At 73.7% G+C, this 25,994-nt stretch carries 26 protein-coding genes; 10 read left to right on the top strand and 16 right to left on the bottom strand.

What is annotated here, in order from left to right; all coding sequences use genetic code 11:
• Positions 1-20 precede the first annotated feature (20 nt).
• Both L1857_RS14210 and L1857_RS14205 read left to right on the top strand, forming a co-directional pair.
• Entirely contained in the window at positions 21-1,034 is a 1,014-nt protein-coding gene (locus L1857_RS14210; protein WP_116109559.1) for a carbon-nitrogen hydrolase family protein, read from the top strand.
• A 520-nt stretch (positions 1,035-1,554) separates the two neighbouring features.
• Complete coding sequence (locus L1857_RS14205) at positions 1,555-2,892, top strand: MFS transporter (RefSeq protein ID WP_249465282.1); 1,338 nt, start codon at positions 1,555-1,557, stop codon at positions 2,890-2,892.
• A 145-nt stretch (positions 2,893-3,037) separates the two neighbouring features.
• Here the strand turns inward: L1857_RS14205 and L1857_RS14200 are convergent, their stop codons facing one another.
• The 4 genes from L1857_RS14200 to L1857_RS14185 all read right to left on the bottom strand — a co-directional run bounded on the left by L1857_RS14200 (position 3,038) and on the right by L1857_RS14185 (position 4,963).
• Positions 3,038-3,907, bottom strand: coding sequence for a hypothetical protein (locus L1857_RS14200; protein ID WP_162830961.1), 870 nt, complete (start codon positions 3,905-3,907; stop codon positions 3,038-3,040).
• A gap of 201 nt (positions 3,908-4,108) precedes the next feature.
• Complete coding sequence (locus L1857_RS14195) at positions 4,109-4,483, bottom strand: hypothetical protein (RefSeq protein WP_116109563.1); 375 nt, start codon at positions 4,481-4,483, stop codon at positions 4,109-4,111.
• Positions 4,484-4,496: 13 nt separating this feature from the next.
• On the bottom strand, positions 4,497-4,652 hold the full coding sequence (locus L1857_RS14190; RefSeq protein WP_240323055.1) for a hypothetical protein: 156 nt from the start codon (positions 4,650-4,652) through the stop codon (positions 4,497-4,499).
• 2 nt (positions 4,653-4,654) lie between these two features.
• Positions 4,655-4,963, bottom strand: coding sequence for a hypothetical protein (locus tag L1857_RS14185; protein ID WP_240323056.1), 309 nt, complete (start codon positions 4,961-4,963; stop codon positions 4,655-4,657).
• A 237-nt stretch (positions 4,964-5,200) separates the two neighbouring features.
• On the opposite strand from L1857_RS14185, the gene L1857_RS14180 reads away from it, so the two are divergent.
• Positions 5,201-6,112, top strand: coding sequence for an intradiol ring-cleavage dioxygenase (locus L1857_RS14180; RefSeq protein ID WP_249465280.1), 912 nt, complete (start codon positions 5,201-5,203; stop codon positions 6,110-6,112).
• 11 nt (positions 6,113-6,123) lie between these two features.
• On the opposite strand, the gene L1857_RS14175 is transcribed toward L1857_RS14180, so the two are convergent.
• Positions 6,124-7,212: a cytochrome P450 gene (locus L1857_RS14175; protein ID WP_346009471.1), complete on the bottom strand. Its 1,089-nt coding sequence runs from the start codon at positions 7,210-7,212 to the stop codon at positions 6,124-6,126.
• Between the two features lie 82 nt (positions 7,213-7,294).
• Between L1857_RS14175 and L1857_RS14170 the strand changes: the two genes are divergently transcribed.
• The 5 genes from L1857_RS14170 to L1857_RS14150 all read left to right on the top strand — a co-directional run bounded on the left by L1857_RS14170 (position 7,295) and on the right by L1857_RS14150 (position 12,579).
• Positions 7,295-8,002 (top strand): helix-turn-helix domain-containing protein, encoded by a 708-nt coding sequence (locus tag L1857_RS14170; RefSeq protein ID WP_116109566.1) that lies wholly within the window; start codon positions 7,295-7,297, stop codon positions 8,000-8,002.
• A gap of 106 nt (positions 8,003-8,108) precedes the next feature.
• On the top strand, positions 8,109-8,819 hold the full coding sequence (locus tag L1857_RS14165) for a hypothetical protein (protein WP_116109567.1): 711 nt from the start codon (positions 8,109-8,111) through the stop codon (positions 8,817-8,819).
• A gap of 158 nt (positions 8,820-8,977) precedes the next feature.
• Positions 8,978-11,047 carry a TRAP transporter permease gene (locus L1857_RS14160; RefSeq protein ID WP_116109568.1) on the top strand — a complete coding sequence of 690 codons (2,070 nt, stop codon included), beginning with the start codon at positions 8,978-8,980 and terminating at the stop codon, positions 11,045-11,047.
• Entirely contained in the window at positions 10,944-11,921 is a 978-nt protein-coding gene (locus L1857_RS14155) for a TAXI family TRAP transporter solute-binding subunit (RefSeq protein WP_094005136.1), read from the top strand. The genes L1857_RS14160 and L1857_RS14155 overlap by 104 nt, the downstream gene beginning before the upstream one ends.
• Before the next feature lie 316 nt (positions 11,922-12,237).
• Positions 12,238-12,579 carry a DUF1330 domain-containing protein gene (locus L1857_RS14150; protein WP_116109569.1) on the top strand — a complete coding sequence of 114 codons (342 nt, stop codon included), beginning with the start codon at positions 12,238-12,240 and terminating at the stop codon, positions 12,577-12,579.
• A 281-nt stretch (positions 12,580-12,860) separates the two neighbouring features.
• On the opposite strand, the gene L1857_RS14145 is transcribed toward L1857_RS14150, so the two are convergent.
• Positions 12,861-13,766 (bottom strand): serine hydrolase, encoded by a 906-nt coding sequence (locus L1857_RS14145; RefSeq protein ID WP_116109570.1) that lies wholly within the window; start codon positions 13,764-13,766, stop codon positions 12,861-12,863.
• Positions 13,763-14,638 (bottom strand): LysR family transcriptional regulator, encoded by an 876-nt coding sequence (locus tag L1857_RS14140; protein ID WP_116109571.1) that lies wholly within the window; start codon positions 14,636-14,638, stop codon positions 13,763-13,765. The genes L1857_RS14145 and L1857_RS14140 overlap by 4 nt, the downstream gene beginning before the upstream one ends.
• Before the next feature lie 73 nt (positions 14,639-14,711).
• On the opposite strand from L1857_RS14140, the gene bla reads away from it, so the two are divergent.
• Positions 14,712-15,587 (top strand): class A beta-lactamase, encoded by an 876-nt coding sequence (bla, locus tag L1857_RS14135; RefSeq protein ID WP_094005203.1) that lies wholly within the window; start codon positions 14,712-14,714, stop codon positions 15,585-15,587.
• A gap of 7 nt (positions 15,588-15,594) precedes the next feature.
• On the opposite strand, the gene L1857_RS14130 is transcribed toward bla, so the two are convergent.
• Positions 15,595-16,032, bottom strand: coding sequence for a DUF5946 family protein (locus L1857_RS14130; protein WP_116109572.1), 438 nt, complete (start codon positions 16,030-16,032; stop codon positions 15,595-15,597).
• A gap of 111 nt (positions 16,033-16,143) precedes the next feature.
• On the opposite strand from L1857_RS14130, the gene L1857_RS14125 reads away from it, so the two are divergent.
• Positions 16,144-16,713 (top strand): TIGR03086 family metal-binding protein, encoded by a 570-nt coding sequence (locus tag L1857_RS14125; protein WP_094005141.1) that lies wholly within the window; start codon positions 16,144-16,146, stop codon positions 16,711-16,713.
• Positions 16,714-17,058: 345 nt separating this feature from the next.
• Here L1857_RS14125 and L1857_RS14120 read toward each other — a convergent pair whose 3' ends face one another.
• The 8 genes from L1857_RS14120 to L1857_RS14085 all read right to left on the bottom strand — a co-directional run bounded on the left by L1857_RS14120 (position 17,059) and on the right by L1857_RS14085 (position 25,992).
• The gene (locus L1857_RS14120) at positions 17,059-17,208 is read right to left on the bottom strand and encodes a hypothetical protein (protein WP_162830962.1); all 150 of its coding nucleotides are present in this window, start codon (positions 17,206-17,208) and stop codon (positions 17,059-17,061) included.
• 117 nt (positions 17,209-17,325) lie between these two features.
• The gene (locus L1857_RS14115; RefSeq protein ID WP_116109573.1) at positions 17,326-18,168 is read right to left on the bottom strand and encodes an HpcH/HpaI aldolase/citrate lyase family protein; all 843 of its coding nucleotides are present in this window, start codon (positions 18,166-18,168) and stop codon (positions 17,326-17,328) included.
• Positions 18,165-19,373, bottom strand: coding sequence for a CaiB/BaiF CoA transferase family protein (locus tag L1857_RS14110; RefSeq protein ID WP_116109574.1), 1,209 nt, complete (start codon positions 19,371-19,373; stop codon positions 18,165-18,167). Before L1857_RS14110 ends, L1857_RS14115 begins: the two co-directional genes overlap by 4 nt.
• Positions 19,370-21,292, bottom strand: a complete 1,923-nt coding sequence (locus L1857_RS14105; RefSeq protein WP_094005144.1) for an SUMF1/EgtB/PvdO family nonheme iron enzyme — start codon at positions 21,290-21,292, stop codon at positions 19,370-19,372. Before L1857_RS14105 ends, L1857_RS14110 begins: the two co-directional genes overlap by 4 nt.
• Positions 21,289-22,182: a ribokinase gene (locus L1857_RS14100; RefSeq protein ID WP_116109576.1), complete on the bottom strand. Its 894-nt coding sequence runs from the start codon at positions 22,180-22,182 to the stop codon at positions 21,289-21,291. Before L1857_RS14100 ends, L1857_RS14105 begins: the two co-directional genes overlap by 4 nt.
• Positions 22,179-23,507, bottom strand: a complete 1,329-nt coding sequence (locus L1857_RS14095) for an ADP-ribosylglycohydrolase family protein (RefSeq protein ID WP_249465278.1) — start codon at positions 23,505-23,507, stop codon at positions 22,179-22,181. Before L1857_RS14095 ends, L1857_RS14100 begins: the two co-directional genes overlap by 4 nt.
• Positions 23,504-24,721, bottom strand: coding sequence for an ADP-ribosylglycohydrolase family protein (locus tag L1857_RS14090; RefSeq protein ID WP_240323059.1), 1,218 nt, complete (start codon positions 24,719-24,721; stop codon positions 23,504-23,506). Before L1857_RS14090 ends, L1857_RS14095 begins: the two co-directional genes overlap by 4 nt.
• A complete protein-coding gene (locus L1857_RS14085) occupies positions 24,718-25,992 on the bottom strand; it encodes an ABC transporter substrate-binding protein (RefSeq protein ID WP_167481446.1) in 1,275 nt (424 codons plus the stop codon). The genes L1857_RS14090 and L1857_RS14085 overlap by 4 nt, the downstream gene beginning before the upstream one ends.
• Positions 25,993-25,994 lie beyond the last annotated feature (2 nt).

Here is a 25,994-nt window from a genome sequence, read left to right as displayed (position 1 = left end):
CCCGGAGCGGAGGAGGCGTCATGGAGAGCACGGTGCGGGTCGCGGCGGTGCAGGCGGAGCCGGTGTGGCTGGACCTGGCCGGCAGCGTCGAGAAGACGATCGCGTTGATCGGCGAGGCCGCGCGCGGCGGGGCGAAGCTGGTGGCGTTCGGCGAGACGTTCGTGCCCGGCTACCCGTGGTGGATCTGGCTCGACTCCCCCGCCGCGGGCATGGCGTTCGTGCCCCGCTACGCCGCCGGCTCGATGACCCGCGACGGCGACGAGATGCGCCGGATCCGCCGGGCCGCCGCCGACAACGGCGTGCACGTGGTGCTCGGCTTCAGCGAACGCGACGGTGGCAGCCTCTACATGGCGCAGGCCTTCATCTCCGGCACCGGGGAGCTGATCTCGGTGCGCCGCAAGCTCAAGCCGACGCACGTGGAGCGCTCGGTGTACGGCGAGGGCGACGGCAGCGACCTGCAGGTGCACGACACCCCGCTGGGCCGGCTCGGCGGGCTGAACTGCTGGGAGCACTTCCAGCCGCTCACCAAGTACACGATGTACAGCCTGGGCGAGGAGATCCACGTCGCGTCGTGGCCGAGCTTTTCGGTCTACCGCGGCGCCGCGACCGCCCTCGGCCCGGAGGTCAACACCGCCGCCAGCCTGGTGTACGCGGTCGAGGGCCAGGCGTTCGTGCTCGCCGCGTGTTCGGTGATCGGCGAGGCCGCGCACGAAGTCTTCTGCGACACCGAAGCCAAGCGGCAACTACTGCGGCGCGGCGGCGGTTTCGCGCGGATCTTCGGCCCCGAGGGCACGCCGCTGGCCGAGCCGCTCGCGGAGACCGAGGAGGGCATCCTGTACGCCGATCTCGACCCCGCGCTGATCGCGATCGCGAAGTCCGCCGCGGACCCGGTGGGCCACTACTCCCGGCCCGACGTGTTCCGCCTGCTGATCAACCGCAACCCCGCGCCGCGCACCGTCGAGGCGCCCGCGGACCCGGCGGCCGCCACGCCGAAGCACCCGGCCGAAGAGCTGAGCGAGCTGCTCCCGGGCTGACCACCGCGGCGGGTGCCCCGGGGCTCCGGGGCACCCGCGTCCGTCAGGCCGTCAGCCGCTGGTGCAGCTCCCCGGACGCCCGCTCGACCCAGTTGTGGGCCAGCCTGCCGTCGCGCCGGCGCCCGCGGACCCGGCGGCCACGCCGCACCACCCGGCCGAGGAGCTGAGCGAGCTGCTCCCGGGCTGACCACCGCGGCGGGTGCCCCGGGGCTCCGGGGCACCCGCGTGCGTCAGGCCGTCAGCCGCTGGTGCAGGCCCCCGGACGCCCGCTCGAACCAGTTGTGCATCAGCCTGCCGTCGCGCCGGCTCCCACGGCCCCAGCGTGGGCGACGCGCGCTGCGTGAGCTCCGTGCCTGCTGATCCCGGTGACGGCCGGCGCCGGGGCGTCCGGTTCGAGATCCACCACGGCCTCCGCCGGTCCAGCGGGTTCTCATTCAATGAGATCGCCGTTGTGCCCGTAGTGCCCGGATTCGCAAGCTCCACGCTGACAATCCGCACTCGACCGGCAGTGAGGCCCAGCATGAGTGGTCAGATGATCCGGGCTCGTCTCGACGCGAGCCCCATGTCGTCGTTCCAGTGGTCCGCCATCGGAATCTGCGTTCTCCTCAACGTTCTCGACGGTTTCGACGTGCTCGTCATGTCGTTCACCGCGAGCGGCGTGTCCCGGGAGTGGCAGCTGTCCTCGGCCGCGCTCGGGCTGCTGCTGTCCGCCGGGCTGGCCGGGATGGCGGCGGGCTCGCTGTTCCTCGCCCCGCTCGCCGACCGGTTCGGCCGCCGCGCGCTGATCCTCGGCTGCCTCGCCCTGTCCTCGGGCGGGATGTTCCTGTCCGCGGCGAGCCAGAGCGCGGTGCAGCTCGGCCTGACCCGGGTGCTGACCGGCATCGGCATCGGCGGCATCCTCGCCGCCAGCAACGTGATCGCCGCCGAGTACGCCAACGCGCGCTGGCGCGGGCTGGCGGTGAGCCTGAACTCGACCGGGTACGCGGTGGGCGCCACGCTGGGCGGGATCGTCGCGGCCGTCCTGCAGGGCACGGCGGGCTGGCGGGCGGTGTTCCTGTTCGGCGCGGTCGCGACCGCGCTGCTGATCGGGGCGGTGCTGTGGCGGTTGCCGGAGTCGCTGGACTTCCTGCTCGTCCGCCGCTCCCCCGGCGCGCTGGCGCGGCTGAACAAGCTGCTGGCGTCGATGAAGCAGCCGCCGCTGGACACCCTGCCCGACGCGCCCGCGCCGGTCCGCCCGTCGGCGGGCGTGGCGCAGCTGCTGTCGCCGGCCCTGCGCCGCAACACGCTGCTCAGCTGGCTCAGCTTCTTCCTGGTGATGTTCGGGTTCTACTTCGTGACGAGCTGGACACCGAAACTGCTGGTCGACGCGGGCCTGTCCGCGACGCAGGGCATCACCGGCGGGGTGCTGCTCAACCTCGGCGGCATCTTCGGCACCGCACTGCTCGGCCTGCTGGCGTCCCGGTTCCCGCTCAAGCACGTCCTCACCGGCTACGCGGTGGTCACCGCGGTCCTGCTCAGCGTCTTCGTCCCGGCTACCGGCACCCTCGCGCTCGCGTTCGGGGTGGGCCTGCTGATCGGGCTGTTCGTCAACGGGTGCATGGCCGGGCTGTACGCGCTGACCCCGTCGATCTACCCGGCGCCGGTGCGCGCCACCGGGGTGGGCTGGGGCATCGGGATCGGCCGGATGGGCGCGATCCTGTCGCCGGTCGTCGCGGGGTGGCTGCTCGACGCGTCCTGGACGCCCGGGGCGGTGTACCTGCTGGTCGCGGTGTTCCTGCTGCTCGGCGGCGCCGCCGTGCGCGCGGTGCGGCTGCGCCCGGCCACGGCCGCGCCCGCAGTGGCCGAGCGCGGCCGGTGACCGCTCCTCCTGCTCGTCCTTGTTCTTCGTCCAGTCGTCGCCGTTGCCCTTCGCGCCGTGCGGGGCCATGCCGCCCGCGGCCGGAGTGCCCGGGCGGCCGGCCGCGCCCGCGGCGCCCACCGTGCCGCGGGCCGCCGCGGCTTCCTCACCGGCCATCGCCACTGCGCCGGACCCGCGCCCCGCGCCGAGACGGCCGGCGCTCGTGCCCGCTCCGCCGACCCCCAGCACCTGCGCCGCCACCGAGCCCCTTGAGCGCGGCCGCACCGCCACTGCCCTTGGCGCCGGTGCCACCGGGAGGGGTGCCACCGAGGGAATCCAGCCCGCGCAACGGGTTCCCGGCCGGTGGGACACCACCGAGACGGCTGGCGATGCTGTCACCGTTGACCCCGCCCGAGTACCCGATGGCCGACACCCGGGCGGCCGGATCCACCGCCGAGGACGCGACCGTGGTGTCCGGCAGGTCCGGCACGCTCGCCCGGTACTCGGCGGCGCCCGCGGGAAAGTCCACATCGGACACCGCCGGCATGTCGACCGCTCCGGCACCGCGGGCAGGCGGGACAGCGCCAGTCCCGCCGAGGTCCGCGGTGGCACCCGCCCCCGCCGCATCGGTGGCCGACCGCAGGCTCGCCGTACCGACCGCGGTGTCCGGGATCGCCGTGGCCGGCCGCAACATCGACTGCAGCGCGGTGAGCCCGGTGAGCGAGGGCGGCGCCGGGAAGGCCGGGGTGAGGGTGGCCGCGCCGACGGTCTCGTCGTACTGGGTCATGATCCGCGCGGCCTGCTGCCGCAGCGCCTGCTCGTCGAGCTGCGCCTGCCGCGCGTAGACGACCGGGTCGGTGATCTGGGTCTCGTTGAGCGCCTGGGAGTGGATCTCCTGCTGGCGGCCGGTGAGCGTGGCACCCTTGGCCGTGGCGCCGAGCCACTTGCCGACTTCGGCGAGGTGACGGTGACCGCGGCGGAGTCGGCGTTGTCGTTGATGACGCGCAGCATGTCCTCGTGCGAGGCGTTGTCCCACACCGAGCTGGGCGCGCCGCCGTGGTCGCGGATCTCCACGCCCTCGTCGTCGACCTCGCGGGTGACCTGCGCGCGGATCTCGTCGCCCGAGGTGTGGTCGTGGCCGATGGGGCCGATGTAGCAGGGCGAGCCCGGGTCCGCGGTGACGTCCTGGATGCCGGCTCCGGCGCCGGACAGCTCCGCCATGGTTTCCCTTTCCTGGTCAGGCGCGGTAGCGGTGCAGCGTGGCCGCGGTGTCGCCGTCGGCGGGCCGGTAGTTCTCCTGGGCGAGCCGGATCGCCTCGATGTAGGTGGGCAGCTCGGCCCTGGCCTGCTGGAGCCGGGTGAGCAGGCCGCGGTCGTCGCCGGCGGTCCGCACCATCACGGCCGACACCCACCGGGCGGTGGCGGTGCTGCTCAGCCGCGGCGACCCGGCGAACCGCTGCAGCGCCGGCCAGCGGGCCTCCAGCGCGTCGACGATGTCCTGCAGCGCCTGGATCATCTTCTCGCCGGTCCGCTCGTCCACGGCGAACCCGCCGTTCGACGCGAGCCGCTTCAGCGCGACCGCCTGGTCGGCCTCGCGCGCGTCCTCGGTCATCCCCGCGCCTTCCTCAGTAGACGGTCGCGATCACGTCCCGGACGGCGTCGGCCACCCCGGCGAACGTGGCCGGCACGTACCGCGCGGCGGCGGTGCCCGCCGCGTCCGTGGTGGTCTGGACCAGGCACCGGCCGGCCTCGGTGTCCGGGCGGTCCTCGTGGCGGGACACCGTCAGCGGGCCGCCGGGCGCGGGGCCGGCCGGGGGCAGCGCGCCGGCCAGGCGGGGCACCAGGTCCTCGTCCGGGAAGAGGGAGAACCCCAGCCGGTCCTGGCCCGGCGCCTGGCGGATGGTTCGCCGCGAGTGGACAGGCCGCGGCCCTCGAGGTCGTCGTGCACCCGGATCGCGAGCCGGGCGAAGCGCAGCGGGTCCACGGTGGTGTGGCTGATCCGCAGCGGGAACACGCGGACGTCCACGCCCAGCGCCCGCCCGGCGACGACGGCCTCCACGCTGCCGAGCGTGAAGCCGAACCGAAACACCATCGACGCTTGTGTCACCTTTCGGGTTCCGGCCCCGGGACGTGCGGCGTGCCCGGCCAGTCTGGCCGGTGCGGTGATCAGTCCCAGGGGTTTTCCCGTGGCGCTGCCCGAACGGCCCGGCGATCGAGGGCACGCGGGCACTGGCGGCCGCTCATCTGAGCGCCGGTGTTCCCACGACGCACGGCGGGCTCACAGACTAGGCAAACCCGGCGCACAGCACGAGACCCGACGATGGTGCCCATGCGACACGACGAACCCGCCTACCAGGGCCGCCCGCTCCCCCGTCCGCACGAAGAGGTCGTGGACCAGGGGCTGGGCTTCGACCTCGGCACCCTGTTCGACCGCCGCCGGGCGCTGCGCTTCCTCGGCATCGGCGCGGCCGGCGTCGCGCTGACGGCGTGCGGCGCCGGGTCCACCGGCTCCTCGCCGACCACGACGTCGTCCGCGGCGTCATCCCCGGCGTCGGCAGCCGGGGAGATCCCGGACGAGACCGCCGGCCCCTACCCCGGCGACGGCTCCAACGGCCCGGACGTGCTGACGCAGAGCGGCATCGTGCGCGGCGACATCCGTACCAGCTTCGGCGAGTCCAGCGGCACGGCCGAGGGCGTGCCGATGACGCTGGAGCTGACGATCGCCGATCTGGCCAACGGCGGCGCCACGTTCACCGGGGTGGCGGTGTACGTGTGGCACTGCACCCGGGAAGGCGGGTACTCGATGTACTCCGACGGCATCGAGAACGAGAACTTCCTGCGCGGCGTGCAGATCGCCGACGGCGCCGGGCGCGTGACGTTCACCAGCATCTTCCCGGCCTGCTACGACGGCCGGTGGCCGCACATCCACTTCGAGGTCTACCCGGACCAGGCGAGCATCACCGACTCCTCGAACGCGATCGCCACCTCGCAGGTCGCGCTGCCGCAGGACGCGTGCGAGGCCGTCTACCAGCAGCCCGGGTACGAGGATTCCGTCGCCAACCTGCAGAAAGTGAGCCTGTCCAGCGACAACGTCTTCGGCGACGACGGCGGCGCGTCCCAGCTGGCGACGGTGACCGGTGACGTCGGCAGCGGCTACACCGTGAGCCTCGCGGTGCGCGTGGACACGCGGACCACGCCGTCCGCCGGTGGCGGGCCGGGTGGGGCGCCCCCGTCGCGGTGAGCCGTCACCGCTCAGTCCTCGCAGACCACGGGTAGTTCGACCACCCCGCGCACCAGGTTGTCCGCGCGCATCACCACGTCGGCGGCGGGGATCGCGAGCCGCAGCGCCGGGAACCGGGTGAGCAGCGCGGGCAGCGCGACCCGCAACTCCACCCGCGCGAGCTGCTGGCCGAGGCACTGGTGCACGCCGTGTCCGAACGCGACGTGCCCGGCGGCGTGGCGGAGCAGGTCGAGCACGTCGGGGTCGGCGAAGTGCGCGGGGTCGCGGTTGGCCTCGGGCAGCGACAGGGTGACGCACTCGCCGGCCGTGATCCGCTCACCGTGCAGCTCGACGTCCTCCAGCGCGGCGCGCACGGTGAACGGGATCACGCTGTGGTAGCGCAGCAGCTCCTCGATCGCGCGGTCCGGCTCGGCACGCAGCACCTCGGACGCGCCGGGGTGGGTGAGCGCGGTGAACGCGCCGAGCGCGAGCATGTTGGCCGTGGTGTCCAGGCCGGCGCCCAGCAGCGCGAAACCGATGTTGACCAGCTCCTCGTCGGTGAGGTCGCTGGCGGTGAGCCCGCTGAGCAGGTCGTCGGCAGGCGCGGCGCGCTTGGCCGCCACCAGGTCGCGCACGAACTCGTGCACCGCCGAGTACGCCGCCGCGGTCTGCTCCGGCGTCCGGTCCAGGCGGAACAGGTCCAGCGCGTGCCCGTGGAACCGGGCGCGGTCGGCGTAGGGCACGCCGAGCAGTTCGCAGATGACCTGGGCGGGGATCGGCTGCGCCCACGCGCGCACCAGGTCCACCGGGCCGCTCTGCCGCGCCACCGCGTCGAGGTGCTCGTCGCTGATCTCCCGCACCCGCTGTTCGAGCTGCCGCATGCGGCGGACGGTGAACTGGCCGGCGAGCAGCCGGCGGTAGCGCGTGTGCTCCGGCGGGTCCATCGAGTTGAACATCCCGGGCGGCGCGGGCGCCTGGTTGCCGGGCGCGCCGGGCACCGGCATGTGCCGCAGGTCGGAGCGGGCGCTGAACCGGGGATCGGCCAGCACCTGCCGGACGAGCTCGTGGCTCGTCGCGAGCCACCCGCGGTGTCCGTCGGGGTACGTCAGTCGCTTCAGCACGTCGCGAACGCTAGGAGCGGATTCGCACTCGAAGCAACCGGGCGGCAAGGATTTTCCAGGTAGGCCGACTACGATCGATGCAATGAGCCTGGAGCTGAATGCACCGATCCGCGCCCGGCTGACGTTCGGCGAACGCCGCCGCATCGCCGCCGGGCTGGCGATGGGGCTGAGCTACGCCGAGATCGGCCGCAGGCTCGGGCGGCCCGGATCGACGATCGTCCGCGAGGTCGCGCGCAACGGCGGCGCCCACGGCTACCGCGCCGACCGCGCCCAGCAGGCCACCGCCTGGCGTGCCCACCGCCGCCGCCCGGCCCCGCTGCCGGAGCCGCCCGCGGCCCGGGGCGGCGGCGACCCGCGGCGGTTCGAGCAGGACTTCGCCGCGATGATGGTCCAGACCGGTGTGCCGCCGATGGCGGCGAAGGTCCTCGTCCGCCTGTTCACCAGCGACACCGGCAGCCTCACCGCCGCCGAACTCGTCGCCGGGCTGCGGGTCAGCCCCGCGTCGGTCTCCACGGCCGTGCGCTGGCTCGCGGAGCGGGGACTGGCCCGGCGCGAACGCGACGGCCGCCGCGAGCGGTACGTCATCGACGAGCACGTCTGGTACCAGGCGTGGCTGGCCAGTGTCCGGTCGATGGCGCTGTGGGCGGACTACGCGTGGCGCGGTGCCGAGGTTTTCGGCGCCTCGCCCGCGGGCGACCGGCTGCGCGACACCGGACGGTTCTTCGAGCACCTGCGCCGCGACATGACGCAGGCGGCCGAGCACTGGCGGCACCTGCCGGACGACCGGTAGCCGGCGCCGAGGCCGTCCGAAACGGACGAACCACCCGGTATTCCGGGAACTGGTCACGAAGATCCGCCACGCCGCGACAAGCCGGGCAGCGATCAGGAGGATCTTCGTGACCAGTCAGCCCCCCGGCTTCGACCCCTACCAGTACCCGCAGTGGCCGCAGCCGCCCGCGCCGCGGCGCAACATCGGCGCCATCGTCGCGCTCGCGATCGCCGGGGCGCTCGTCGTCGCCGGGGTGTCGGTCGGGGTCACGCTCGCCGTCACGCGCGACGGCGGCACCACGAAGGCCGCGCCCGCCGGCACCTCCCGGCCGCGCCCGTCGACCTCGACGTCACCGACGCCGACGGTCCCGGTCAACCCGCGGCAGAACGTGGAGGTCGAGATCGGCGAGGCCGTCGGGTACGGCAGCCGCGCCGGTCAGCCGGAGGTCGTCTTCACCCTCACGAAGGTCACCGTCGGCGGCCGCTGCACCGAGCCGTACGCGCAGGAACCGGAGAACGGGCGCTTCATCTTCCTCGACCTGACGGTGACCACGTCCCCGTCCATGGGCGGGGACTTCGCGGGCAGCGTGCTCAACCCGAACAACTTCGCCATCATCGGCCCCGACGGCGTCACCGAGACCGGCGGCAGCCTCAGCAGCGCACCGGCGATCGGCTGCCTGTCGCGGGGCAAGCTGTTCCCCCTCGCCCTGTCGCCGGGCCAGAACTACCACGGCACCATCGTCCTGGACTCCCGCAACACCACCGGGCGCCTGGTGCTGGCCCCGTACGGGCTCGACGGGTTCAACGGCTGGGAGTGGAACCTCGGCGACCACGCCTGACGCCACGACCGTCCACACTGGAGCACTCCGGCCCGGCGAGCGCGCCGGTAGCGGTACGTCACCGGCGAGCACGTCCCGTAGCAGGCGGCCGGGCACCGGCGAAACCTTCCGTATGACCGGTGCGCGACCTAAGGTGTGATCATCGCAAAGGAGCGGTGATGACCAAGGCCGTCAAGGGCGACGAGATCGGCGACATCGTCGCCGAGCACGACGAAGAGCGGCCCGCGCGGCGCTTGTCGCGGGGGCCCGACCTGCTGGTGTACCTGGCCGCGCTCGGCGTGGCCCTGCTCGTGCTGAAACAGGTCTTCTTCCCCTACAGCAAGGGCAACCAGTTCTACCTGGTGATCTTCCTCGGCTGCACCCTGCCGCTGGTGTTCCTGTGCTACCGGCCGCTGGCCCGGTCGCGGCGCACCCCGGACAACCCGTGGCTGCTGGACTGGGCGCTGGCCGTGGTGGCGCTGGTCGTGGGCCTGTACCCGGTGCTGATCGGCTACGACGACTTCCTCGACCGCCAGGGGCAGCTGTCCACGCTCGACATCGTGGCGGGCGCGCTGCTGCTCCTGCTCGTCCTCGAGGCGACCCGCCGCACCACCGGCTGGGTGCTGCCGCTGGTCTGCCTGCTCTTCCTCGCCTACGCCTACTACGGCGGCTACCTGCCGCCGAACTGGGGCATCGCGCACGCCGGCGTGGACTTCAGCCAGATCATCAACGCCCTCTACAACGACGCGAGCGGTTTCTTCGGCACCCCGCTGGACGTGGCCGCCAGCTACATCGTGCTGTTCACCATCTACGGCGCGGTGCTGGAGGCCTCCGGCGCGGGGCGGTTCTTCGTCGACATCTCCTTCGCCGCGTTCCGCCGCTCCCGCACGGCGCCGGGCCGGACGACGGTGCTGTCCGGGTTCCTGCTGGGCACGGTGTCCGGCTCGGGCACCGCGACCGCGGTCAGCCTGGGCTCGATCACCTGGCCGATCCTCCAGCGCGCCGGCTACCCGCGCGAGAACGCCGGCGGCCTGCTCGCCGCGTCCGGCATCGGGGCGATCCTGTCGCCGCCGACGCTGGGCGCCGCGGCGTTCATCATCGCCGAGTACCTGCAGACCTCCTACCTGACGGTGCTGATCTGGGCGGCGGTGCCGACGCTGCTGTACTACCTGGGCATCGTGTTCGCGATGGAGGCCGACGCCCGCCGCTTCCACGCCAAGCCGGTGGACGTCGAGCGCGGCGACCCGTGGCGGCTGCTGCTGCGCGGCGGCTACCACTTCCTGTCGCTGGCGATCATCGTGGTGTTCCTGGCGCTGGACATCCCGCCGTTCGCGGCCGTGGTGTACGCGACCGGGGTGGCGGCGCTGTTCGCCCTGATCGCGCGGCGGCGGGACCTGCGCGGCTGGGCGGTGGACATGGTGGGCGCGCTGTCCCGCGGTGTGCGGGGCGCGCTGCCGGTCATCGCGGTGTGCGCGGCGGCCGGGGTGATCACGTCGACGATCACCAAGACGGGGCTGGGCCTGGAACTCGCCGACGCGCTGGTCGACGTGGCGCGGGCGGTCACCGACAACGCCACGGTCGTGCTGGCGCTGACGGTGCTGCTGTCCGCGGTCGCGGTCGGCGTGCTCGGGCTGGCGGTTCCGGTGACGGCGTCGTTCATCATCGCGTGGGTGGTGATCGCGCCCGCGCTGGAGACGCTGGGCGTGGCCCCGGCCGAGCGCGCGATGTTCATCTTCTACTACGCGGTGCTGTCGGAGGTCACCCCGCCGACGGCGCTGGCGGCGGTCGCGGCGGCGGCGATCACCGGCGGCCGGGTCATGGCGACCATGTGGCAGTGCTGGAAGTACACGCTGCCGGCGTTCCTGGTGCCGATCGCGTTCGTGCTCACCGACAACGGGGCGGCGCTGCTGCTCCAGTCGGATGGCGTGACGGTGGTGTGGGTGCTGGCGGTGTCCGCGCTCGCCGTCGCCGCGCTGGGGGTGGTGACCGGCGGGTGGCTGTTCGGCCCGGTCCACCCGGCGGTGCGCGCGCTCTTCGTGCCCGCCGCGGTGTGCCTGCTCTACCTGGAGCCGGGGCCGATCGTGGCGGGCCTGGCCTTCGGCGTGGCCGCGACGGCCGCGCATCTCGTGATCCGAAGGAGGCGGCATGAAACGACTGCTGACGGCGCTGGTGGCGATGGCCCTGGTCGCGACGGGCTGCGGCGGGAAGCAACCGAACCAGCCGGCGGCGGGCGGGAGCCAGGCGTGTGAGGCCGGCAGCGGCAGGCTCACCATCGCCACCGGCAACAGCGGCGGCGTGTACTACGTGCTCGGCGGCGGGCTGGCGCAGCTGATCAGCAACAACACCGGGCTGAAGGCGACCGCGGCGGAGACCGGCGCGTCGGTGCAGAACATCCAGCAGCTGGTCGACGGCACCTACGACATCGCGTTCTCGCTGGCCGACACCGCGGCCGACGCGGTGCAGGGCAAGGGCAGCTTCGAGGGCAAGCCGCAGAAGGTGCAGGCGCTGACGCGGCTCTACCCGAACTCGACGCAGGTGCTGGTGCGCACCGACTCGGGCATCAACAGCATCGCCGACATGCGCGGCAAGCGGATCTCGACGGGTTCGCCGAAGTCGGGCACCGAGGTGATCGCGAACCGGCTGCTGCAGTCGGCCGGGCTGAACCCGGACACCGACGTGCAGGCGCAGCGGCTGGACCTGGCCAAGACCGCGGACGGGATCAAGTCCGGCACGATCGACGGGCTGGTGTGGTCCGGCGGGCTGCCGACGGCGCAGATCACCGACATCACCACGACGATGAAGGGGCAGGTGAAGTTCATCGACATCACCCCGCAGCTGGCGGCGCTCAAGCAGATCAACACGGTGTACGACACGGGCACGATCCCCGCGGCGACGTACGGGCAGCCCGCGGACGTCCCGACGATCGTGGTGCCGAACCTGCTGCTGGTGCGGGAGGACTTCCCGGCGAGCGACGCGTGCGCGATCACGAAGCTGATGTTCGACAAGCGGGCGGACCTGGAGAGCGTGCACCCGTCGGCGAAGGAGATCACGCGGGAGAACGCCACGCGCACCGAGCCGGTGCCGCTGCACCCGGGCGCGCAACAGGCACTGGCGACGTCCTGACGTGCGGCTCGCAGCAGGCGCCGGCGACGTCCCGACGTCCGGCCCGCAGCAGGCGCGGGCCACGTCGTGACGTCCGGCTCCCCAGCAGCGCTGGCGACGTCCTGACGTCCGGCGCGGAGGCGCTGGGCATCGTGACGTTCGGCGCGCAGCAGGCGCCGGCGAGGTCCTGACGTCCGGCCCACAGCAGGCGCCGGCCACGTCGTGACGTGCGGCTCGCAGCAGGCGCCGCGACGTCCTGACGTTACCTGCGAGGTAATCGACGCCCGGCGCGGGCTGCCGCAGGATGGGGTCATCACTTCCGGAAAGGACGGATCCGATGACCGCCTACGCACTGGCCCACCTGCTGCCCGCCGAGCCGCACCCCGACGTGGCCGAGTACCTGGAGCGCATCCAGGCGACGCTGGACCCGTTCGGCGGGCGGTTCCTGGTGCACGGCGCGCCGGTCGAGGTCCGCGAGGGTGAGTGGCCGGGCCACCTGGTGATGCTCGGCTTCCCGACCGTCGAGGACGCCCGAGCCTGGTACGACTCGCCCGCGTACCAGGAGATCGTGCCGTTGCGCGCCGACCACCTCCCGGGCACGGTACTGATCGTCGACGGCGTGGAGCCCAACCACGACTCCGCCGCGATGGGACGGGCGCTACGCGTGGCGTTGGGCTAGCGCCCGCCCGGCCTCGCCGCCCGACGGGGCAACCGGGCGCCTGTCCAGCTACCCGGGTGGTCCAGTGGCTGAGCCACTGGACCACCCGGCCGCTTTCGCAGAAGCCGAGGGCCGACTGGATGCGTGGCCGAGTGGCTAAGTGGCTGAACCACTGGACCATTCCTCCTTCACTCGACAGGCCCAGTGGTCAAGCCACTCGACCAATGCCACCTCGGGCACCACTGGCCAAGTGGCTGAGCCACTCAGCCACTCGTGTCGCATCCACCTGGCGTAGTGGCTGGTCAGTGGCCGAGGCGCAGCTGGTCCCGCAGCCGGCGCGCCACCCGCGCCATCACCGCCTCCGCGCCGGGCTGCTGCGCGGCCGCCACGCGGGATTCGGTCAGTGCCACCACCGCGAACGCCTGCCCGTCGGCGTGTTCGACCACCCCGATCTCGTGCCGCAGCGTCAGCAGCGTGCCGGTCTTGGACGACCAGACCGTCGCGTCGGAGACGAAGTCCGGCGCCAGCCGGTGCCGGACCACGTTGTGCCGCATCAGTTCCCGCACCCGCGCGGCGACTCCGGCCGGAATCGCCGACGGCGTCCACAGCGCCTGCAGCAGGTCCGCGAACGCCCGGGCCGAACCGGAACTCGCCCGCGTCACGTCCAGCTGCGGGATGCGGTGCCCGCGCCCGGCGGTGCCCGCGTCGACGGCCAGCGCGTAGGCCAGGTGCACCTCGCCGCGGTCGAAGCGCTCCGCGGGCGTGTCGGCCAGCTCCTGCATCGGGTGCCGGACGGTGATGCCCTCGATGCCGAACCCCTTGAGGATCCGCGCCACCTCCGGCGGCGGGGTGAGACCGAACAGGGCGTCGGCCGCGACGCCGTCGCTGATCGCCGTGCTGAGGTAGAGGAGGTCGTCCACGGCGATGCGCGCCGGGTGGCGGAACCGGCTCAGCCCGGTCGGCCCGGGCGTGGTGATGCGGCCGGGCTCGATGTCCAGCGTGGCGGCGCCGTCGAGTTCGCCGAGCCGGATCCGTTCCAGCGTGGCGACCGCGAGCGGGATCTTGACCAGCGACGCGGACGGCCACTGCGCGTCCGGCTCGATCGCGATCTCCTCGCCGCCGCGCAGGTCCCGCACCAGGAACGAGCCGCGCAGCCCCGCGTCGTCGAGCAGGTCCCGCAGCTCGCGCAGCAGCGCTTCGGTGCTCACGTCTCCCCCAGGCATCGGCCGATCGACCGCGACAGCGGCCGCAGGCGCTCGGTGTCGTCACTGTACGTCACGGCCAGGGCGTAGCCGCGGACCAGCCGCAGCTCGCCGAGCGGCCGCCAGTGCAGGTCCAGGTCCGCGGCCTGCGCGGCCGAGCAGAGCAGCAGGTCGGCGGAACCGAGGACGTCGGCGACCGCGGTGACCAGGGACTCCGCGGTGACGACCTGCGAGGGCCGCAGGCCGAGCGCGTCGCGCAGGTGGAGCAGCCGGTCCCGGATGTGCGGCACGTCGTCCTCGGGCTGCAGCCACACGCGCCGCGCCGGGCCGTCCTCGCCGCGGCCGACGCGCAGCGTTTCCAGGTAGACGGTGTGCGCGGCGGGTGGCACGGCGGCGGCCACGCCGAGGGGCACCTGCCAGCAGGCCTCGTCGGCCGGGACCGCGGTGAGGGCGGCGCGGACCTGCTGGGTGCGGACGAGACCGGCGCGTTCGGCGGGCGGGGCGGGACGGAAGTCGAGGACGAGGTCGTGGTCACGGGCCTCGGCGTCCAGGTGCGCGAGGTCGCGGGCGGAGCACCAGTCCGGGACGGCGAGCCGCAACGGGCGGCGGCGTGCGCGGCGGGCGTCGTGTTCGAAGGCGTCGGCGAGGCGGACCAGCCGCGCGGCGGCGGGGAGCACGTCGCGGCCGAACGGGGTCAGCACGGCACGCCGGGTGGAGCGGTCGAAGAGGCGGTCGCCGAGGTGCTGTTCGAGCGCGGCGATGCGCCGGCTGGCGACCGGCTGGGGGATGCCGGCGGCGGCCGCGCCGAGGGTGAAGCTGCCCCGCTCGCTGACGCTGACGAACGCCCGGCAGGCACCGACGAGATCCACACCGGGCATCTTATGCCGGATCCGCATGGAAACCTTCGTTTTGGTCTTCGACGGTATCGAGTGGACGCGGAAGGCTGGGGCCATGGTTGTTCGAACTCTTCGTGCCGTGGTGGTTCTGCTCGTGTTCGGCCTGGTGGGTGCGTGTGCTGCCGCGCCACCGCCGCCACCCCCCGCTTCGCCCGCGGCGCAGGTGCCGCAGGTGTCCTTCGCCGATCTGGAGTCGCGGTTCGACTCGCGCCTCGGGGTGTACGCGATCGACACCGGGACCGGGCGGGAGATCGCGCACCGGGCCGACGAGCGGTTCAACTACGCGTCGGCGATCAAGTCGCTGCTGGCGGGCGCGGTGCTGCGGCGCAACGTCGATCTGGACAAGGTGGTGACCTACACCGATGCGGACATCCAGCCGAACTCGCCGATCACGAAGGACCGGCGGAGCGTGACGGTGTGCGAGGCCGCCGAGGCGGCGCTGCTGCAGAGCGACAACACGGCGGCGAACCTGCTGTTCGCCGAGGTCGGCGGCCCGGCGGGCCTGGCGGCGGTGCTGCGCGAGATCGGCGACACGACGACCCATCCGGACCGGCTCGAGGTCGAGCTGAACTCGGCCATCCCCGGCGACATCCGGGACACGAGCACCCCGCGCGCGATGGCCGGCAGCCTGCGGGCGTTCCTCCTGGGAGACGCGTTGCCCGCCGACAAGCGCGACCTGCTGGTGGGGATCATGCGCCGGAACCGGACCGGGGCGGAGCTGATCCGCGCCGGGGTGCCGTCGGAGTGGCCGGTGGCGGACAAGACGGGCACCGGTGACTACGGCACGCGCAACGACATCGGGGTGATCTGGCCGCCGACGGGCGCGCCGATCGTGCTGGCGCTGATGTCGAGCCGCGGCACCCCGGATGCCGAGCACGACAACAAGCTGCTCGCCGAGGCGGCTTCCCGGGTGGTGGACGCGCTGCGGTAGTCGCGTGTCAGCCGTTGCCCCAGGCGGTGACGGTGGCCAGCGCCCAGGCGCGGACGCGTTCCGGGAAGCCGGCGGCGGGGAACGTGCCGTCCTGGGCGACATCGGCGATGGTGACGCTGAACGACGTGGGCGCCGGTCCGGGCGGCGGAGGCGGCGCACCGGGAGCTGCGGCGCGCCGGTTCCGGTGCGAGTTGGCGCGGCGCGCCCGGGCGGTGAGCGTCGCGAGGCCGGTGGCGCCTTCGTCGAGGTAGGTGCGCAGGACCTGCCAGACGCGGGCCCGGTCCCGCTCCGGCAGCCGGCTGGGGTGCTGGAGCAGGAAGCAGGCGACGGTGACGCCGTGCAGCGGTCCCCACGGTGGGCGCCGGGAGTGGTCCAGTGCCAGCACGGTGTGGAACAGCTCCGCACACGGTTTCCCGGGTGCTCCGCACTCGGCGCAGGGCGTCATGACCGCCAACCTAAGGCCTCCAGCGACGGGAGGGTCCAGAATTCGCGCCCGTGGGGTGTCGAGTCCGGCCGCCGCCGTTCGTCCTCGGGGTATCGAGGAAAGGAGTCGGCGATGGAGCTGATGGAACGGTACCGGCGGGCGCAGGACGGGCTGGACGCGGTGCTGGCGGCGGTGCCGGACGAGCGGTGGGACGCGCCGTCGATGTGTGCGGAGTGGACGGTGCGGGACGTCGCCGGGCACGTGATCTGGGGTCAGCGGCAGATGCGGGCGTGGGCGACCGGCGAGCCGGACCCGGAGCGGACGGGCGCGCCGGGCGCGCCGGCGCCGGGCACGCTGGCCGGCGACGACCCGGTGGCGAGGTGGCGCGAGGCGCGGGCGGCGTCGGTGCCCGCGCTGACCGGGGAGGCGCTGGCGCGGACCACGCGGATCACCGGGATCGGCGAGGTGCCGCTGGCCGCGGTGGTGCCGTTGATGATCACCGACACGGTGGTGCACACGTGGGACATCGGGCACGCGCTGAAGCTGGACGTCCGGCTCGACGCGGACCTGGTGGCGCTGGCGGCGGACTGGGCGCGGCAGCACGTGGTGCGGCGGCCGGGGTTCTTCGGCCCGGAGGTGACGGCACCGCCGGACGCGGACGAGCAGACGCGGATGCTGGCGTTCCTGGGCCGCCGCGCCTGAGGGGAGTCCGGCAGGGCTGCTGGCGGCGAGTGTCCCGGCGGCGGGTGGCTGGCCGGGTATGAGCGAGAAGCCACCACCGCCCAGCCAAGCGGCCCGGCACCACCGTCGGGCGGCGCAGCACCGCCGCGGGAGAGCACGGCCGCGCCACGAAGCGGCCCGGGACCGCCGCGGACGGCACGGCCACGCCACGAAACCGCCCTGCGCCGTCGTGAAGCGGCGACGCAGGGCGGCGGGGCCGGGCAGAGCTGAGCGGAGGTGATCGGCCGTTGAAGCAGGTGCGATCGAGACGCCGCTGCCGGTTTCGGCGGCAGGCTTCTCAGCCCGCCCGGCCACGGCCGGGCGGGCTCATCCGCGCGGACGGCCCAGCCCCAGCGTCCAGCCCAGCCGCCCGGCCGCGGCGCGAACAGCCCAGCGGCCACCGCCGCGCACGCAGACCACCCCCAGCCACGGCTCCAGTGCCCAGCCGGGCAGCGCAGCCGTGGCCGGGTCGGTCACAGCCGTCCCAGCTGCTCGAGCCAATGGCGTCAGGCACGGAGGTGCGTCTGGATGCGTTGCTGATACGCCCCGGTCGAGGTGACCTCGATGCTCCTCCGTGCCCGGAAAACCCGGGGATCAGGCCGTGACGTCCGGCCGTTCCCCCGCCAGCGCGAGCACAGTGCGGGCCTGTTCCAGCATCGCGACGTCCAGGAACGTGCCGTCGGTCAGGGCGATCGCTCCCACGCCGGCCGCGGTGGCGTCGTCCAAACGGGACAGCACCTCGCGGGCCCGGGAGACTTCCTGGGCGCTGGGCAGGAACGCGGCCCGGATCGTGTCCAGCTGGGCCGGGTGGATGGCCGTCCGGCCGCGGAATCCCAGCGCCCGCCCGGCCCGGCAGGACGCCGCCAGCCCGTCGAGGTCGCGCACGTTGGTGTACGCCGACATGACCGGTGGGACCAGGCGCGCCGCCCGTGCGGCGACCACGACCCGGCTGCGCGCCCAGGCCAGCCCCGCCTCGTCGGTCACGCCCAGGTCGGACCGCAGATCAGCCTCGCCGAGGCCGATCGAGGCGACCTGCGGCGACGCCGTCGCGATCTCCAGCGCCCGCTCGACGCCGAGCGCGGATTCGATGAGCGGGTGCAGCTCGCGACCGGGCAACGCGCCGGCCAGCGCGCGGATCTCCTCCGGTGACTCGACCTTCGGGATCCGCGCGCCCACCTCGGCCGGCAGGCCCGCCAGTGCCGCCAGGTCCGCCGCGTGCCAGGGGGTGCTCGCGTGGTTGATCCGCACCTGCACCCGCCGCCCGAGCGGCTCCGACAGCAACCGCACGGCGTGGGCCCGCGCCTCGTCCTTGCGCGACGGCGCGACGGCGTCCTCCAGGTCGACGAGCACGACGTCCGCGGCCGAATCCAGCGCCTTCGCCACCCGGTCCGGCCGGTCGGCGGGCACGTACAGCAGGGTCAACGCCGGCGCGCTCATACCGCCCCCTCCGCACGCATCCGCGCCACCTCGTCCGCCGGGAAACCCAGCTCCCCCAGCACCTCGTCGGTGTCGGCGCCGTGCGCCCGCCCGGTGTGCGCGACGACCCCGTCGTGGCCGGACAGCCGGAAGATCGGCCCCTGCATCAGCGTCGGCCCCAGCTCCGGATCCTCGATCTCGTGGATGGTGCCCAGCGCGCGGAACTGCGGGTCCTCGACGATGTCCGCGGCGTCGTAGATCGGCGCCACCGCGGCCTGCGCCGCCTCGAACTCGGCGATCACCTCGTCGCGCGTGTGCCGCCCGATCCACGCGCCCACCGCCTCGTCCAGCTCGTCGGCGTGCTTCGCGCGCTCGGCGCCGCTGGCGAACCACGGCTCGTCGATCAGGTCCGGCCGTCCCACCAGCCGCATCACGCGCTCGGCGATCGACTGCGCCGACGTGGACACCGCGACCCACTGCCCGTCGCCGGTGCGGTAGGTGTTGCGCGGCGCGTTGTTCACCGACCGGTTGCCGGTGCGCGGCTGCACCGAACGCAGCTGGTCCCACCGCGTGATCTGCGGCCCGAGCATCGCCAGGATCGGCTCGACGATCGCGGTGTCGACCACCTGCCCGCGCCCGGTCCGTTCCCGCGCCGAGAGCGCCACCATGATCGCGTAGGCGGTGGCGAGCGAGGCGATGCCGTCGGCGAGCCCGAACGGCGGCAGCGTCGGCGGCCCGTCCGGTTCCCCGGTGGCGGCCGCGAACCCGCTCATCGCCTCGGCGAGCGTGCCGAACCCGGGCCGCCGCCGGTACGGCCCGATCTGCCCGAACCCGGTGACGCGGGCGAGCACCAGCCGCGGGTTGCGCGCCGACAGCTCGTCGTAGCCCAGGTCCCAGCGCTCCAGCGTGCCGGGCCGGAAGTTCTCGATGATCACGTCCGACCGCTCGGCCAGCTTCAGGAACACCTCGCGGCCGCCGGGTTTGCCGAGGTCGGCGGTGATCGTGCGCTTGTTGCGGCCGAGCGTCTTCCACCACAGGTTGACGCCGTCCTTGGCGACGCCGTGGTTGCGTGCCGGATCCGGTCGCCCCGGGTGCTCGACCTTGATCACCTCGGCGCCCATGTCGCCCAGGTGCATGGCGGCCATCGGCCCGGCGAAGAGGGTGGCGGCGTCGACGACGCGCAACCCAGCGAGTGCCCCGGCGGCGGGGTCGCGGGAGACGGTCACGCGGTCACCTCCGGCAGGTCCCACGCGCACCGGAACCCGACCGACGCGCTGCGCGCCAGGCCGAGCCCGGGCAGGAGCAGCTTCACGCTGTAGTCCGGGTCGCGGCGGCCGCCTTCGACGTACCAGTCGGAGCCTTCCGCGTGGTAGTCGCAGCCGCCCTTGAGCATCACGAACCGGGTGCGGCCGTCGGAGTGCTCGCTCTCGGTCCAGTTCCACACGGCCGGTTCGCCGCGGCGCAGCCGGCCGGTCTCGCCCGCGAGCTGCCATTCGTCCTCGGTGGGCAGCCGCCCGCCGCGCCACGCGCAGTACGCGCGGGCGTCGTCGAGATCCACATGGGTCACCGGCGCGTCCGGGTCGGTGTTCCAGGCCAGGAACCGGTGCGGCTGCGCGGGCCGGTAGCCGGTCCGCTCCAGGAACTCGGTGAACTCGGCGTTGGTCACCTCGGTCGCGGCGACGGCCACCGGGTTGGCGAGCACGCCGTCCCGTTGCAGGGTCCGCGCGTCGTGCAGCCGGGGCGGCAGCGGCTTCCACTCGCCGACGTACGGCGCGCCCTGATACATCCCGGTTTCGCGAGCGCGGTAGCGGACGGTCAGCACGTACGGCCCGGCCGGCACGACCACCGCGTCCGGGGCGGGCGTGCCGCTGCTGCGAGCCGGCTGTTTGCGCACGGCGAGGCGGTGCGGGAACCGGGCGTCGGGGTCGTGCGGCACGTCCGGCAGGTCCTTCACCCACGCCGGTTCCGTCCCCGAACGCAGGAACGCCGCGATCCCCCGCGCCGGCACACCCGGACCCAGCAACGGAATTCCGGGAGCGACCGGTCCGGTGTAGTCCTGGTCGCTCCGGTTGACGACCGTCCACAGTGTCTGGTCACCGAGGTCCCAGCGGGAGCCGTACACCCCGGCTTCCTCGGCGCCGGGCGCCAGTTCCGCCAGCGGCGTCCACTCCCCGTGCAGCAGCAGCTCCTCGGCCGCGCGCTGGACGGTGACCATGCGCCGCACGGTCGCCGCGTCCCGGCGCGACCAGCCGACCCACACGCCGAAGACGACCTCCCACACCATCACGCCGACGCCGTTGAGCCACGCCGACTGCAGCTCCTCGGTGTGGTCGCGGTGCCAGCGGCGGACGTGGTGCTGCATGTGCCGCCGCTCGTACCAGTGCGCGCGCAGCACACCGGGCACCGGCGAGTCGGCGAAGAACTGCGCCCACGACGACGCGTGGTCCTCGATGCGCTCGACCGGCAGCTTCGACTCGCCCTCCAGCACGATCCCCGGCCTGGCCCGCTCCAGGGCCTCGACGAACTCCGGTTCGGCCTTCTTCAGGGTGTCCAGGAAGACACCGTCCGCGCCGAGGTCGGCGACCAGAGAGGCCAGCTCGGTGAGGTCGTCGCCGCCGCGGCGGGTGCCGACGTCCCACGGGTTGTAGTCGACGAACACGTGCAGGCCGGCGTCGTGGAACTGCCGCACGAGATCGGTCAGCCCGGGCACGTCGCGGTAGAAGTCCCACTGGTTGCGGTCGTCCAGGCCGATCACCGGGTAGGCGTGCCACAGCACGACCGCGTCCAGCCCGGCGAACCGCTCCCGCGCGTCGGCGAGGAACCGCTCGGGCGTGAACCGGCCCTGCTCGAAGTCGTACAGCAGCTCGTCCCACAGCCACACCTGCGCGACGGTGCGGCACCGCGCCGCCCACGCCGCGCCCGGCCGCTCGTAGGCGGCGCCGGTGTAGCCGTGTCGGCGGCGGGCGTCCTCGCGCCACTCGCGCAGCCGTTCCCGCCACGCTGGGCGGTCGGCCGGGTCCGGCGGGCCGGCGAAGATCTTCGCCTCGTCCAGCGCGATCAGCTGCTCCTCGGTGAGCGGGCCGAGCGGGACGTCGGTGGGCCGGTCGATCGGGCGCGGCACGAGCGGGTCGAAGGTGTAGGTCATCGCGAGCTCTCCTCGACCTCCGCGGCGGTGGGGACGGCGTCCTGCGCGCCGGGCCGGGTGACCGCGAGCGCGGCCGCGACACCGGCGAGCCGGGCCGCCTCGGGCAGGGCCAGGCCGCGGGCCAGCCCGGCGGCGAGCACACCGCAGAAGGTGTCCCCGGCGCCGGTCGTGTCGACGGCCTCCACGCGAATCCCCGGCACCCGCACGGTGGGCCGGTCGCGTTCGGCGACCAGGGAACCGTCGGCGCCGAGGGTGATGACGACGGCGAGCACGCGCTCCAGGAGCACCTTGGCGAGGTCCTCCGGGGTGCCGTCGGTGTGCGCGAGGTCGGCGGCCTCGTGCTCGTTGACGACGAGCAGGTCCAGCGCGTCCCAGAGGTCCGCGGGCAGGTCCCGGGACGGCGCGGCGTTGAGGGCCATCACGGCGCCGGGGCGTCGCGCGGCGGCGGCCGCGCGGACGGTGCCGAGCGGGATCTCCAGCTGGGCCAGCACGACGTCGGCGTGCGCGATCCGCTCGACCTGGGCGGCGGTCAGCTCCAGGCGCGCGTTGGCACCCGGCGCGACGACGATCGCGTTCTCGCCATCAGGCGAAACGGTGATCAGCGCGGTGCCGGTGGGAGCGTCCACACGCGACACCAGATCGGTCCGGACCCCGGCCCGCTCCAACGAGGTCAGCAGCAGCTCCGCGGACTCGTCGGTGCCCAGCGCGCCGGCGAACGTGGTCTCCGCTCCCCCGGCGCGCGCGGCGGCGACGGCCTGGTTGGCGCCCTTGCCGCCGGGAGTGCGGCGCAGGTCGCCGCCGAGGATGGTCTCCCCGCCGCCGGGATGGCGTGGCACGTCGACGACGAGGTCGACGTTGGCCGAGCCGACGACCACGACCTGCCCGGTCATGCGGCACCTCGTTCCACGGTCAGGGCGGCCGTGCGGGCCGCCAGGTCGGTGATGCGCCGCTCCCCGCCGGGCAGGGACGTCGCGATGCGGTTGTCCAGCGGTTTCGCCCACTGCTCGGGCACGCCGTGCAGGGCGCCGACGACCCCGCCGACGGTGGCGGCCGCGGAGTCGGTGTCCCAGCCCGCGGTGACGGCGGTGGACACGCTCGGCCCGAACTCGCCGCCACCCCCGGCGAGGGCGAAGGCGATCACGGCGGCGTTGTTGAGGACGTGGACCCAGTGCAGGTGACCGTATTCGGCGTGCAGGCGGTCCAGTCCCGCGCTGGTGCCCAGACCGGCCAGCGACCGTCCGAACCGGACGGCCCGCGCCAGCCGGCTGTCCGGCGGAACCACGGTTTCCGCGGCGTCGAGGACCTCGTCGACGGTGTCGCACACCATCGACGCCGACGCGAGCGCGGCGGCCCACATCGCGCCGTAGACGCCGTTGCGGGTGTGGCTCAGGCGCGCGTCGGTCCAGGCCAGCCGGGCCGCGGCCCGCACGTCGCCGGGCGAGACCCAGCCGAACACGTCGGTCCGGATGAGCGCGCCGATCCACTCGCGGAACGGGTTGTGGTGCGTGGCGATCTCGGGCACCGGGCGGGCGTCGAGGATGTTGCGGTAGGCGGCCCGCTCGGCCGTGAACACCCGCCCGGCGGGCAGGTTGTCCAGCCACAGCTGGGCGACGTCGTCGGTGGTGAACCCGCGGCCGCGCTGCTCCAGGAGCGTGAGCGCGAGCATCGGGTAGTTGAGGTCGTCGTCCTCCGGCATCCCGTCGATGTTCTCCTCCAGCGAGGTCGGGGCGGAGCGGCGGTTCCACGGCCACCGCCGCGCGACCTCGTCCGGCAGGCCCACCGCGGTGAACCACCGGTCGAGCGGCCAGCGGCCGGTGGCGCGCAGGATCTCCTCGATGCCCTCGCGGGGGATCTTCTCGACCGGCTTGCCGAGCAGGCAGCCAGCGGCGCGGCCGGTCCACGCGTCCAGCACGCGCCCGCTGCCGCCGGGCAGCTCCGGCGCGGGCGGCAGCACCGCGACGATCGCGTCCCAGTCGTCCGGTTCGTGCGGCGCCGGTGGCGTGGGCAGCGCGGCCAGCTCGTCGAGCAGGTTCCGCGCCAGGGCCCGCAGTTCCGGCGGCGCCGGGTTCGGCCCCGCTCCGCTGGCGGCGGGCACCGGGTCGCCACCGGCCGCGACCCAGCGGTCGCGGATCGCGGTGACGTCACGTCCCTCCACAGCGGACTGCACCAGCTCGTGCGCGAGCAGGTCCTCGGGCTGGGCCCAGGTCAGCCTCACGACCCGGCTCCCGCCTGGTCGAGCTCGTCCAGGGCCCACAGCCGGGCCAGGGCGCGTTCCCGGTCGGCCTTCAGGATGTCCGCCGCGGCCGAGGCCATCAGCCGGCCGGTCTCCCGCAGGTCCATGCGGCTCGCCTCGCCGATCGCGTCGATCCACTCCGCCGGCACCGCCGCGGTGCCGCCGAGACCGGCGCACACCGCGCCGGCCATCACGGCGATCGAGTCGGCGTCCCGGCCGTAGTTCACCGCGCCCAGCACCGCGCCGCGGTAGTCGCCGCGGTGGCCGAGCACGAACCCGAGCGCGGCCGGCAGCTCTTCGATCGACTTGGTGCGCGACGGGCGCCGCGCGTCCATCGACATCTGCCGGTACTCCGGCCCCACCGAGTCGTACGGCGCGACCGTGTCCCGGATCAGCCGGGCCAGCTCCCGCTCCTCCTCGTCGTCCGACGGCGCGGAAGTCCAGCCGTCGAAGGCGTCCACCACCGCCCGCAGCGCGGCGGCGGTGCCGTCGTGCGCCACGTCGAGCGCGGCCGCGACGACGTCGTCCAGCGTGGCGCCGGGGGCGACCGACGCCGCGACCATCGCCGCGAACACGCCCGCCGCCTCCCGGCCGTAGCTGGACTGGTGGGCGCCGGTCAGGTCGATCGCCTCCGCGTAGGCACCGCGCGGGTCCCCGGCGTTGGCGAGCCCGACCGGCGCCACGTACATCGCCGCGCCGCAGTTGACCACGTTGCCGACCCCGGCCTCCCGCGGGTCGACGTGCCCGTAGTGGAGCCGGGCGACGATCCACTTCTCCGCCAGGAACACCCGCTGCAGCAGCAGCGCGGTGGACTCCAGCTCGGGAACCCACCGCGGCTCGCCGATCATCAGCGGCACCAGGTCCTCGGCCATCGCGTACGCGTCGAGGTGCGCGCGGCGCTTCGCGTACACCTCGACGAGCGCGCGGGTCATCAGGGTGTCGTCGGTGACGTGCCCGTCCCCCTTGTGGTACGGCGCGATCGGGCGCGCGTCCCGCCAGTTCGGGAACCACGGACCGACGATGCCGGTCACCCGGCCGCCGTGGCGTTCCTCGATCTGTTCCGGGGTCCACCCCTCGGTGGCGCCACCCAGCGCGTCCCCCACGGCCGCGCCGGTGAGCACCGCCACCGCTCGGTCTTCCAGCCAGGTCACCGGCTTCACGTTTCCCTTCTCGATGGTCGAGGACCGGTCGGTCACCGGTTGATGCTGTTCCAGCCGTCGGTGAGTTCCTTCGACAGGCCGGCCGCGTCGATCTGCTTGGCCAGGAACTTCTGGTAGGCCGGGGTCGCGACGGTGTCCTTCCACTGCGCGTACTTGTCGACGAACAGGTACGGCGCGGAGGTGAGGTACTGGCCCGAGGACAGGATCTCCTTCCAGCCGTTCTGCGCGCCGAGCTTGGTGGTCAGCGCCTCGCGGGCCGAGGTGGTCGCCGGGATCAGCGCGTCGGCCTCGTTGAGCGCGGCCAGGTTCTCGGTGCTGGTGAAGAACTCGATGAACTCGGCGGCCTCCTTGACGTGCGCGGAGTCCTTGTTCACCGACAGCGTCTGCGGGTTGGCGGCCTGCGCGGGACCGGCGGGGCCGGCCAGCGGCGGCAGCACGATCCAGTCGAATCCGGCGGGCGCGTCCTTGGCGATGTTGGCGGCCTGGAACGAACCCTGGATCGTCATCGCGGTCTGCCCGGCGTAGAACGGCGCCAGCGCCTTGGAACCGGACTGGGTCAGCGTGACCGGCAGGATCGAGTTGTCCTGGTGGGCCATGGCGTCCACCAGCTGCGGCAGCGCCATCTCACCCTGGCCGACGCTGATCTTCGCGTCGGTGCCGGTGCCGTCGAAGTACTTGCCGCCGAACCCGGGCGCGAGCGCGACCATCGCGGCGGTCGGGCTGGACAGGCCCCAGCCGAGACCGAAGGCGCCGTCGCGGGTGGTCGCCCTGGCGATTTCGCGCAACTGGTCCCAGGTCATCGTGTCGCCGGTGGGGATGGTGACCCCGGCCTTCTGCAGCAGGGCGCGGTTGGCGAAGACCACGTAGGACTGCAGCTCGGTCGGGTAGGCGATCACCTGGTTGTCCACGGTCACCGAGTCCAGCACGCCCTTGGGGATGTCGGTCTTCTTCTGCTCCGACAGGTAGGGCGTGAGGTCGGCGAGGTAGCCGTCCCTGGCGAACGGGACGACCCCGGCCGCCTCGTAGTGGATGACGTCCGGCGCGCTGCCCGCGTTGAACTGGGTGATCAGCTTGTCGTAGACCCCGTCCCAGCCGGCCTGCACGACCTCGACCTTGACGTCGGGGTGCGCCTTGTTCCAGTCGTCGACGATCTTGTTCGTCGCCGCGATGGCCGCGGGCTGGTCGGACAGGGACTGGAACTTCAGCGTCACCGGGCCGCCGGCGCTGTCACCGCCACTGGAGCACGCGGTGAACAGCAGGCTCGCGGCTGCCGCGAGCGCGGCCACCACCACACGTCGAGACTTCATTG

Source organism: Amycolatopsis thermalba (assembly GCF_023376025.1).
Taxonomy (GTDB): Bacteria; Actinomycetota; Actinomycetes; order Mycobacteriales; family Pseudonocardiaceae; genus Amycolatopsis_E; species Amycolatopsis_E thermalba.
Note: the sequence above shows the minus strand (reverse complement) of the source record. Positions and strands in the feature narration are given on the sequence as shown.

What these genes read in the sequence shown, in the direction of transcription:
- L1857_RS14210 (WP_116109559.1), top strand. Translation starts at nt 21, where the DNA reads ATGGAGAGCACGGTGCGGGTCGCGGCGGTGCAGGCGGAGCCGGTGTGG.
- L1857_RS14205 (WP_249465282.1), top strand. Translation starts at nt 1,555, where the DNA reads ATGAGTGGTCAGATGATCCGGGCTCGTCTCGACGCGAGCCCCATGTCG.
- L1857_RS14195 (WP_116109563.1), bottom strand. Translation starts at nt 4,483, where the DNA reads ATGACCGAGGACGCGCGCGAGGCCGACCAGGCGGTCGCGCTGAAGCGG.
- L1857_RS14185 (WP_240323056.1), bottom strand. Translation starts at nt 4,963, where the DNA reads ATGGTGTTTCGGTTCGGCTTCACGCTCGGCAGCGTGGAGGCCGTCGTC.
- L1857_RS14180 (WP_249465280.1), top strand. Translation starts at nt 5,201, where the DNA reads ATGCGACACGACGAACCCGCCTACCAGGGCCGCCCGCTCCCCCGTCCG.
- L1857_RS14170 (WP_116109566.1), top strand. Translation starts at nt 7,295, where the DNA reads ATGAGCCTGGAGCTGAATGCACCGATCCGCGCCCGGCTGACGTTCGGC.
- L1857_RS14160 (WP_116109568.1), top strand. Translation starts at nt 8,978, where the DNA reads ATGACCAAGGCCGTCAAGGGCGACGAGATCGGCGACATCGTCGCCGAG.
- L1857_RS14155 (WP_094005136.1), top strand. Translation starts at nt 10,944, where the DNA reads ATGAAACGACTGCTGACGGCGCTGGTGGCGATGGCCCTGGTCGCGACG.
- L1857_RS14150 (WP_116109569.1), top strand. Translation starts at nt 12,238, where the DNA reads ATGACCGCCTACGCACTGGCCCACCTGCTGCCCGCCGAGCCGCACCCC.
- L1857_RS14140 (WP_116109571.1), bottom strand. Translation starts at nt 14,638, where the DNA reads ATGCCCGGTGTGGATCTCGTCGGTGCCTGCCGGGCGTTCGTCAGCGTC.
- bla (WP_094005203.1), top strand. Translation starts at nt 14,712, where the DNA reads ATGGTTGTTCGAACTCTTCGTGCCGTGGTGGTTCTGCTCGTGTTCGGC.
- L1857_RS14130 (WP_116109572.1), bottom strand. Translation starts at nt 16,032, where the DNA reads ATGACGCCCTGCGCCGAGTGCGGAGCACCCGGGAAACCGTGTGCGGAG.
- L1857_RS14125 (WP_094005141.1), top strand. Translation starts at nt 16,144, where the DNA reads ATGGAGCTGATGGAACGGTACCGGCGGGCGCAGGACGGGCTGGACGCG.
- L1857_RS14115 (WP_116109573.1), bottom strand. Translation starts at nt 18,168, where the DNA reads ATGAGCGCGCCGGCGTTGACCCTGCTGTACGTGCCCGCCGACCGGCCG.
- L1857_RS14105 (WP_094005144.1), bottom strand. Translation starts at nt 21,292, where the DNA reads ATGACCTACACCTTCGACCCGCTCGTGCCGCGCCCGATCGACCGGCCC.
- L1857_RS14100 (WP_116109576.1), bottom strand. Translation starts at nt 22,182, where the DNA reads ATGACCGGGCAGGTCGTGGTCGTCGGCTCGGCCAACGTCGACCTCGTC.
- L1857_RS14085 (WP_167481446.1), bottom strand. Translation starts at nt 25,992, where the DNA reads ATGAAGTCTCGACGTGTGGTGGTGGCCGCGCTCGCGGCAGCCGCGAGC.